This window comes from Sphingosinicella sp., from assembly GCF_013911755.1.
GTDB lineage: Bacteria > Pseudomonadota > Alphaproteobacteria > Sphingomonadales > Sphingomonadaceae > Sphingosinicella.
The window spans coordinates 1-9,824 of the sequence record NZ_JACESP010000040.1 but is presented as its reverse complement, the minus strand read 5'-3'; the positions used below and the strand labels follow the sequence as shown (position 1 = coordinate 9,824).

Annotated in this window: 7 protein-coding genes; 6 read left to right on the top strand and 1 reads right to left on the bottom strand. The window is 62.2% G+C overall.

Features of this window, described 5'->3' with window-relative positions:
- The coding region (locus H2052_RS17525; RefSeq protein ID WP_293784775.1) for a LysR family transcriptional regulator at positions 1 to 819 on the top strand (819 nt) is incomplete at its 5' end.
- 60 nt (positions 820 to 879) lie between these two features.
- Here H2052_RS17525 and H2052_RS17520 read toward each other — a convergent pair.
- Positions 880 to 2,106, bottom strand: coding sequence for an acyl-CoA dehydrogenase family protein (locus H2052_RS17520; RefSeq protein ID WP_293784772.1), 1,227 nt, complete (start codon positions 2,104 to 2,106; stop codon positions 880 to 882).
- Between the two features lie 333 nt (positions 2,107 to 2,439).
- Here H2052_RS17520 and H2052_RS17515 point away from each other — a divergent pair, with 333 nt between their 5' ends.
- The 5 genes from H2052_RS17515 to H2052_RS17495 all read left to right on the top strand — a co-directional run.
- Positions 2,440 to 4,839 carry a TonB-dependent receptor gene (locus H2052_RS17515; protein WP_293784769.1) on the top strand — a complete coding sequence of 800 codons (2,400 nt, stop codon included), beginning with the start codon at positions 2,440 to 2,442 and terminating at the stop codon, positions 4,837 to 4,839.
- A gap of 503 nt (positions 4,840 to 5,342) precedes the next feature.
- Complete coding sequence (locus H2052_RS17510; protein ID WP_293784766.1) at positions 5,343 to 6,482, top strand: alanine racemase; 1,140 nt, start codon at positions 5,343 to 5,345, stop codon at positions 6,480 to 6,482.
- 93 nt (positions 6,483 to 6,575) lie between these two features.
- Entirely contained in the window at positions 6,576 to 8,078 is a 1,503-nt protein-coding gene (locus H2052_RS17505) for a D-aminoacylase (protein ID WP_293784763.1), read from the top strand.
- A gap of 24 nt (positions 8,079 to 8,102) precedes the next feature.
- A complete protein-coding gene (locus tag H2052_RS17500) occupies positions 8,103 to 9,110 on the top strand; it encodes a DUF1611 domain-containing protein (RefSeq protein ID WP_293784760.1) in 1,008 nt (335 codons plus the stop codon).
- Between the two features lie 92 nt (positions 9,111 to 9,202).
- On the top strand, positions 9,203 to 9,824 hold a 622-nt coding region (locus H2052_RS17495; RefSeq protein WP_293784757.1), incomplete at its 3' end, for a MurR/RpiR family transcriptional regulator.

Below are 9,824 nucleotides of genomic sequence, written 5' to 3'. Positions count from 1 at the left end.
ATCGCGAAGCTGGAGCAGAGTATCGGCGTCCGCCTGCTGGATCGCACGACACGCTCGGTCACGCTGACTCCCGCGGGGCGGGAAATGTATGCGCGCTGCGCCCGCATCGTCGATGAAGTGAACGAAGCAAACCAGATCATCACCGGCATGATTTCCAAGCCTCGCGGCGAGCTGAAGGTTAACGCACCGGTTGTCTCCTCGCTCTTTGAGCTGACCGCCATAATTCCCCGGTTTCTGAAGGCCTATCCGGACGTGCGCCTGTTCCTCAACCTGTCGGACAGCAAGGTTGACATGCTCAAGGGCCGTTTCGATGTCGCGTTCTGGATGGGGGACCCGTTCGATGCGAGCCTTGAGTCGGTGCAATTGCGTAATTATCCCATGGTCCTGGTCGCAGCGCCGGACTATCTCGCGCGCGCGGGCTGGCCTTCCACGCCTCACGATCTGAAGGAACATACGTGCATTGTGGAAACGCACCTTTCCAAGGTTGGCGAATGGCGCTTGTCCGATGATGTCACCGTTGCTGTGAACCGCGGCCCGCTTACCAGCAACTCGGTACGCATGGCCCGCGAGGCCACGCTCGAGGGCCTGGGCGTGAGCTACCTTCCCCGCTTTCTGGTCGAGCACGATATCAACGCCAAACGGCTTGAGCCCCTGCTCGAAGACATCGTCAACGAGAGCATAGCGCTGCACATCATCTTCCCGCGAGGGAACTTTGCGCTTTCCAAGGTCCGGGCCTTTGTCGATTTCGTCCGCAGCGAAATGCAGCACCATGCCGGAACAGGCCGGGATTCGATTTTGGGCCTTGCCTCGGCAATCTGAAACGGGCCACAGACAGGGCTGCCGCCTCCGCCAGCGCGACGCCGATCCGCGGCCCGGCAATCAAAGGTCCAGGCAATCGTTCTCGAACCCGAAGGTCATGCCACCCAGATTGCGCGCATAGGGATAAGGGTTGTTGGCCACGTGGGCGCGCGCGCAATGAATGTCCAGAAATGCCCTCTGAACGACATTGCCCAAGTAAATCGCCTTCCCGCCGGAAAACAGCATCAGCTTGTCGATCGCCTCGACACAGCGAGAAACCATCGAGGTCGTGTGATGACCCAGCTGTGCGCGCCGCTCGATCGGCCAGTCTCCGCTGCGTGCGCGGCTCTCCAACTCGGCCAAGTCGCTGGCCAGCCGCAGTTCAAGATCGGTGAGCGTCAGCGTGACATCAGCCACGGCTTCCTGGATAGTGGTATCAGCCGCCAGTCGCGCCCCGGTGTAGGTGGCTCGCTTCTGCCGTGTGGCTTCGACGAATACATCAAGGGCACGGCGCAATGAGCCGAGCGAGGTCGTCGAGACGGTGCGATTGAAAAGCTGCGCGAAGGGAATTCGATACAGCGCGCCCGTGTTCTGGACATGCCCGGGACATGAAAGATTGAACATGTCCCTTTCCCGAATAACGCGATGCGCGGGCACGAACGCATCCTCCACCACGATGTCATTGCTACCGGTGGGGCAAAGCCCCATCACATGCCAGGTATCCAGGATCTGATAGTCGCTGCGCGGGACAAGAAAATTGTAAGGCTCCGGCACGCCATCGCCATCTTCGGCAACCATGTTGCCGCCCAGAATGACCCATTGGCAGTGTTCAGACCCGCTGGAAAACGCCCAGCGTCCGCTCAAGCGATAGCCGCCATCGACCTTGGCGGCCTTGCCGGTCGGCATGTAGGATGAACTGATAAGAACCGAATTGTCGTTGGCCCACACATCCTCGGCTGCTTGCGGATCGAACAGCGCAAGCTGCCAGTTATGGACTGCAATGACGCCATAGACCCAGGCGCTTCCCATGCATCCTTCGGCGAGGGTTTTGGCGATCTCGCAATAGACAGCCGGGGACATCTCGAAGCCACCGTAGCGGGCGGGCTGCAGGATCCGGAAAAAGCCCGATTCTCGAAATGCCTGGATCGTTTCAATGGGCACCTGCCGGTTTCTGATCGCATCGGCTTCGCGTTCGCGCAAAACCGGGATCAGGGCTTTGGCTCGGCCCACCAGTTCTGCAGCACCGGGCCGGTCGATCGAAGCGACGTTTGGCAGCGTCCCCTCGGCTGCCGTTGAAATTTTGGACATACGGCCCCTCCATCCGGGGCGAATCAGCACCCCCCGCTATATGTACGAGAATTATTTTATGTTAACAATATCGCCAAAAAACATTGATTGTTACTAATTATATCCACCTTCTTGAGATAAAAATATAATTATCTTCAATTTGTTAGATGCGTTCCGCGAACCACTGGAGTGAAAATATCTCTCGCCTCTCCGCATGAAATTTCTGTTCCTTTTTTGCAACAATCAACCCATATTGCCATTGTCTGTAAACCGTGAGATACATTGCAATGGAAGTTCAGGCAGAACACTGCCGGACTGAGGGATAGTTCAGCGGGGAATTGGGGGAAAATCAGTATGCTAAATGCCATTTGCGCTCGGCGCGCATCTCTTCTCATTGCGTGCACAGCTTTGACCATTCCGGCGGTGGCTGCCGCTCAGGACGTTGCATCTGAAAAAGCAGATGAAGGCTTGGCTGGCGAAATCATCGTAACGGCCACCAAGCGCAACGAAAGCCTGCAGCGGGTTCCGGTCTCCGTCAGCGCATTTTCCGGCGAACAGATCAGTCGTCTGGGTATCACTGAAACAACGCAGATCACTCAGCAAATTCCGGCGCTGAGAGTCAATGCGTGGTCCCCGAATCTGACCATTTTCAGCCTGCGTGGCATTTCGCAAAGCAACTTCACGGACAATCTGGAAGCGCCGGTCGCGGTCTATCAGGACAACGCCTATATCGGTTCTATGAACGCCCTCTCGGGCCAGTTGTTCGACATCAAACGTGTCGAGGTGCTGCGTGGGCCCCAGGGGACGCTCTTCGGCCGTAACGCGACCGGCGGCCTTATCCACTATCTGAGCGAAGACGCCAGCAGGGACGATTTCAACGGCTATGTGCAGGCGGAATATGGCCGGTTCAACGACCGCTCGCTTGAAGCCGCGGTCGGCGGGCCGCTGCTCGAGGGCGTCCGTTTCCGCGCCGCTGCCCGCGTCCAGAAAGCCGATGGCTACATCAAGTCGCGCGATACCGATGCGACTGCTCTTGGCCTTGGAATTATTCCCGGAAGCGGTCAGGACCTCGGCGGCAAAAATGGCTGGGCAGCGCGCCTGAACATCCAGGCCGACCTCTCGCCCGACGCCACGCTGAATCTCTGGTACAAGCATTCGGAGGACAACCACGTTGCCACGGGCGGTTACGTCTTCGAGAATTGCAATTTCCTGCCCAATGGCTTTTGCGACACCAACGCCGCAGGGCTGAGCGACGCGACCAACGGCGTGCTCAACGGAGTTACAGGCAGCCCAGCGTCGCCTTATGAGCATTTCGGTGAACGGCCTGGCAGGCTTGACCGCGTCATGAACAGCTATCAAGGCCAGCTTGACTGGACGCTGGGGAACGTCGAGCTGACTGTCATCACCAACTATTTGGAGATGGACAAGCTCTACGCCGAAGACGGCGACGCGCTGCCGCTGGTTATCGTCAATGTCGATAGCGGCGTGGATTTCAGCCAGTTCTCCCAGGAAGTCCGGCTGAGCGGCGACACGGACATGCTGAAATGGCAAGTCGGCGCTTATTATCTCGACATGAAGTACAAGGGTAATCACGCGGTGACCGGCGCACCGATCACCGATCTCGCCCTAGCCGGAAATGGCGGCTTTTCATTGCCGACCGTCGACCAGCTCTACAACATCAGTTCCAAGAACTGGTCGCTCTTTGCCCAGGGCGACCTGGAGTTGACCGATCAGCTTTCGCTGACGCTGGGAGGACGCTACTCGAAGGACAACAAGTCGATCGACTACACCAATGTGCTGAGCGACCCGACTTTTGCCGCCCAGCCAGACCCGAAGATCCTGTTCACCGATCAGGATCTGGCCGCAGTGGCTCCAGGCGTCAATCGCGAGAAATATGGCGACTGGGCTGCGCGCGTGTCGCTCAATTATCAGGTCAATCCCGATACCCTGCTGTTCGCTTCATGGAACCGCGGCATCAAGGGCGGCAACTGGTCACTCTCGTCGAACATTGCTGCCCAAAGCTTCCGTCACCGCCCTGAGACGCTGAACAGTCTCGAAGGCGGTTTCAAGACCAGCCTGATCGATCGCAGCCTCCGCCTCAACGGCACGATCTTCCATTATATGTACGACGATTATCAGGCCTTCTCACTGGCGGGCGGCGTACCGCAGGTGTTCAACAGCGATGCCCGCTCGACCGGCGCTGAGCTGGAAGCCTTCTGGTCACCATCCAAAAACTTCGATGCTGTGGTCGGAGCGACATGGCAGACTTCGAAGGTGGACAGCATTCCGGGTACGGTACAGCAGTTCGCGCCGGCGATATTCCCGGGCGCACCAGACTCGCAATATTGCGTCAACAACAGCGACGTATTCACCTGCACCTACCCGCAGACCGCCATAAGCGATGCGGAATTTCCAAACGCTCCCAAGTACAGCTTCAACTATCTGCTGCGGTACAATGTCGATGTTGCGGCCGGCAATCTCGCCGCGCAGATCGATGGCGTATGGTATGATGATCAGTTCCTTGAAGTGACCAACGGAAAGGGTTCGCTGCAAAAGAGCTACAACGTCACCAATGCGTCGTTGACCTATCGTCACGATCGCACGGGAATCTCGATCACCGCCTGGGGACGCAATGTGTTCGACAAGCAGTATCGGGCCTATGCACTCAACCTGGGTATCCTGGGCGTGACTTCGATCTACGCTCCGCCGGCCACGTACGGGGCGACCGTGCGTATCCCCTTCGGTGCGAACTGACCTGGCGGAGCCCGCCGATCGCCCGTTCTGCCATGGCCCGCCCCGACGTCGGAAAACCAGCGTATCCGAATAACGGGCGGGCCAAATCGTACAGGCGAAAACATGCCCCGCGCGAATGCTTGAGGTTGAAACGAGCGCCGGAGCTTGCCGCACGCCGGGCGTGACGGTCGTTGCCCTTCTTCCGGAACCCGATTGATACCCATCGCTTGAAATAGAAAGAATGGTAGGCTGCCTGCCCGGGCAGTCACACTTGCTTGGCATTTCGCCGAGGAGCGCGCCGCGACGTCCGCATCGCATGGTTCCGAAAACGCTTCGGTGCGCCGGGTGTTCGCACGTCGAGCGCGGCCCCCTGCCTCTCGTCAACTGATCGGCCGCGCACTTGCGGATGCCGGCGACCGGTGCATCAAAACCGGCGCGCGTTAGAGGCGCAACATCGTGATGCGCCTGTGCGATTTCTGTGTGACAATAGAACCTCTAATCGGAAAATGGCACACAGGGACGCTATGACATCTGTTCCGCAAACATTGCTGGAGGCACCGACGCCTGCGTTGGTTCTCGATGAGGCCCGCCTCACCGCCAACATTTCCCGGATGGATGGCCATCTCGCGCGCTTCGACGTCGTCTTCCGCCCGCATGTCAAAACGGCCAAATCGCCGGATGTGCTTCGTGCGATCTTTGATGGCACCGGGCCCATCACCGTGTCGACGCTCATGGAAGCACGCATGTTCGCGGAGGCGGGCTTCCGCGATATCCTCTACGCGGTCGGCATCGTTCCCTCGAAGCTGGATACTGTCCGCGCGCTGGCGGATGCGGGCGTCCGTATGCAGATCATTCTCGACGAGGCCGATGTCGCGCACGCGATCGCCGATGCGATCGCCGGCCACAGCGGTATCACCGTGCTGATCGAGGTGGACTGCGATGGCCATCGTTCAGGCGTTGCGCCGGAGGCGGATGAACTCCTCGTGATCGGGCGCACGCTGGCAGATGCAGGTCTGCTCGGCGGCGTGCTGACCCACGCGGGCGAAAGCTATAGCTGCGAGGGCGCAGATGCGATTGCCGCCCATGCGGAGCTCGAGCGCGCCGGCCTTGTGCGCGCCGCGGAGAGGCTGCGGGCGGCGGGACTTCCTTGCCCGGTCGTCAGCATGGGGTCGACGCCGACCGCCCTGTTCGCACGGGCGCTGGACGGGATTACCGAAGTGCGCGCCGGGGTCTACGTCTTTCAGGATCTGGTGATGGCGGGGATCGGTGTCTGCCGGCCGGAGGAGATCGCGCTTTCGGTGCTGGCGACGGTAATCGGCTACCAGAAGGCGCAAGGGCGCCTCGTCATCGATGCAGGCTGGATGGCGATGTCGCGCGATCGGGGCACGGCAGTTCAGCGCGTCGACCAGGGTTACGGGCTCGTCTGCGATGTGGGCGGCACGATCATCGGCGATCTCGTCGTCACCGGTGCCAATCAGGAGCACGGCCTCGTCGGGCGCCGCGACGGTGAGCCGCTCGACCTTTCCGCCTATCCGATCGGCACCCGGCTGCGCGTCCTGCCAAATCATGCCTGTGCCACTGCCGCGCAGCATCCCGCCTATCTGCTTGCCGACCACAGCGGCAAGGTCACCGCACATTGGCCGCGCTTCTCCGGCTGGATGTAATCGCAGGTTGCGCGATCTCGTCAGCAATGTCAGAAAGATAACAATGACGAGATTCGGGTGATTTTCCAACATCGCCCGCAGGGGAGAGCCCTCATGATTCGATCAGTGCTGCGTGCCGCACTCGTTCCGGCAATCGCGTTTTGGGCGACAGCGGCTGCCGCGGAGAGCTTCGTCATCATTGGCGCCACTGTCGTCGACGGCACCGGCGGGCCGGCGCGCAAGGCCGACGTGCACGTCGAAGACGGCCGCATCTCCGCCGTCGGCAAGCACGCGCGCGGCAAGGGCGTTGCCGTCATCGACGGCAGCGGTCTCGTGCTCGCACCCGGCTTCATCGATACGCATAGCCACCACGGCGCCGGCCTCGACGCTCACCCAGACGCGCTCGCGGCGGCAGCGCAGGGCATCACGACGATCATCGCCGGGCAGGATGGCGGCGGGCCTTTGCCCGTCGCGGGCCTGTTCGCGAAGCGCGAAGCGCGGCCCGTCGCCGTGAACGTCGCCACGTACATCGGCCACAACAGCGTCCGCGCCGCCGTGATGGGCACGGACTACAAGCGCACGGCAACCCCCGCCGAGGTCGAGCGCATGGCGGCGCTCGTCGAGGAAAACATGCGCGCGGGCGCGCTCGGCCTTTCAACCGGGCTTGAATACGATCCGGGCATCTATTCGGACCCGTCCGAGGTGATCGCACTCGCCCGTGCCACCGCGCGCCACGGCGGACGCTACATCAGCCACATGCGCAGCGAGGACACGCGTCTCGACGCCGCGATCGACGAGCTTCTGGAGATCGGCCGCACCGCGCGTCTTCCCGTGCAAATCTCGCACTTCAAGATCGCAATCGTCGACCGCTGGGGCGAAACCGCGCCCCTCCTCGCGAAGCTTGACGCCGCGCGCCGCGCAGGCATCGACGTGACGGCGGATGTCTACCCCTACACCTACTGGCAATCGAACCTCGAAGTGCTGTTGCCCAGCCGCGATTTCACCGATCTCGCCGCGGCCGAATTCGCGCTCGCGCACATGGCGCGGCCCGAGGATTTGCGTCTCACCGAATATCCCGCGAACCCGGCCTATGTCGGCAAGACCGTTGCCGAGGTTGCCGCGCTGCGCGGCGTGCCCCCGGCACGCGCCTATCTCGACCTCATCGTCGAGGCGGAAGCGAAGGGCATGTCGAACGGGGTGATGGGCCGCTCGATGGCGGATGACGATGTCGCCGCGCTCATCGCCTGGCCGCACAGCAACATCTGCTCGGACGGCGGCATCGAGGATGCACACCCACGCGGCGCAGGCGCCTTCCCGCGCGTGCTCGCATGGATGGTGCGCGAGACCGGCCGGCTGAAGCTTGAAGAGGCCGTCCACAAGATGAGCGGGCTTGCCGCCGATCACATGGGCATCGGCGATCGCGGCCGCATCGCCGTTGGGCAGGCCGCCGATCTCGTGCTGTTCGATCCCGCCACCGTCGCCGACCGCGCGACGATCGAAAATCCCACCGCCCTCCCCGCCGGAATCCGCACCGTATGGGTGAACGGCGTCGCTGTCGTCGAGGCCGGAAAGCCGACCGGCGCCCTACCCGGCCAGGCGATCCGCCGGGCCGACTGAACCTCCAACCGGAAACCGAAACCCATGCAACCACCGTTTCTGCTTTTTCTGGGTACAGCCCCCGATATCGGCTGGGCCAAGACCGCTTCAGGCCTCGCCGAATGGCGCGCGGGAGACTGCGCGGGCCAATATCGCATGGAAGGCTGCCCGGTCGATCTCGGCCTGCCCGACATGACGTTCGCCGATGCCGCCGCGAAGGGCGTGCGCACGCTGGTGATCGGCATCGCCAATGATGGCGGCTACATTGCCCCCGAATGGGTGCCGCACATCACGGCCGCGCTGGCGGCGGGTCTCGATGTCGCGGCCGGCCTGCACCAGCGTCTCGTCGATCACCCGGAAATTTCGAAAGCCGCGCAGGCACACGGACGAACACTGCACGACCTCCGCCGCCCGCAGCAGACGTTCAAGACCGGCACGGGCAAGAAGCGCACCGGCCACCGCCTGCTGATGGTCGGCACGGACTGCGCGGTCGGCAAGAAGTACACCGCGCTCGCCATCGATCGCGAGCTTCAGCGGCGCGGCGTGCCCTCCACTTTCTGCCCCACCGGCCAGACCGGCATCATGATCACCGGACGCGGGATCGCGATCGACTCTGTCGTCGCCGACTTCATCTCAGGCGCGGCGGAATGGCTCTCCCCTGACGCGGCGCCCGATCACTGGCACGTCATCGAAGGACAGGGCGCGCTCCTGCACCCCGCCTTTGCGGGCGTCACGCTCGGCCTCGTCCACGGCAGCCAGCCCGACGCGCTCGTCATCTGCCACGAGGCGGGGCGGCGTGAGCTGCAGGGCTATGAGGGCGACTATGCCTGCCCTTCGCTCACCGATGCGCTCGCCGCGCACGTTGCTGCGGCGCGGCTCACCAACCCGAAGGCGCGCGGTATCGGAATCAGCCTCAACACCTCGCTTCTCGGCGAAGACGAAGCGCGCGCCGCGATCCGCGCAGCCGAAGCGGAACTCGGCCTCCCCGCCTGCGATCCGCTGCGGTTCGGACCAGCGCCCATCGTCGATCATATGCTGGACGTGTTCGCATGAGATTGTAGCGCGCGAAATCCCTGCGTTGGCGCTTTCCCCTTTCCCTCACCCTGCCTATCAATGTGATGATGGCTCTGCAGAGCGAGAATGAGATGAGCGACCTGTTTGCGCGGCTCGAAGCGGAAAACGCGGGTTACACGGCTGCGGAGCGCCAGATCGCGCTGTTCCTGCTCAACAATCGCGAGATGATCCCGTTCGAAACGGCGGCGTCGATCGCGCAGCGGCTCGATGTCAGCGCGGTAACAGTCGGCCGGTTCTGCCGAATGCTTGGCTTCAAGCATTTCCGCGAGCTCAAGGAGCACCTGCGCATGTCCGCGCACCTGCCGTGGCTCGCCGGGCAGGCGTTTCAGGATTTCCTCTCCGATTTCACCGACAGCGACAAGCGCCGCCGCACGCTGGAACGCGAGATTGAGCTGCTTGTCGCCGTATACGAGCGCAGCCAGCACAAGGTGTGGTCGGATACCGTGGCACTCATCGCGCGCAGCAAGCGGGTGCAGGTCGTCGGCTTCCAGACCGAGCGGGGCGTCGCAGCGATGCTTGCGCACAATCTCCAGTACGTGCGCCCCGGCGTGGAATTGATCGACAGCGCCTCGGGTCATTTCGCCGATGTGCTCCTTGAAGATCCGGGCGACCGGTGCCTCATCATCATCGATGTCCGCCGCTATTCGCGCACGTCGCGTCACCTCGCAGAGCGCGCTGCAGACTTGGGCATCC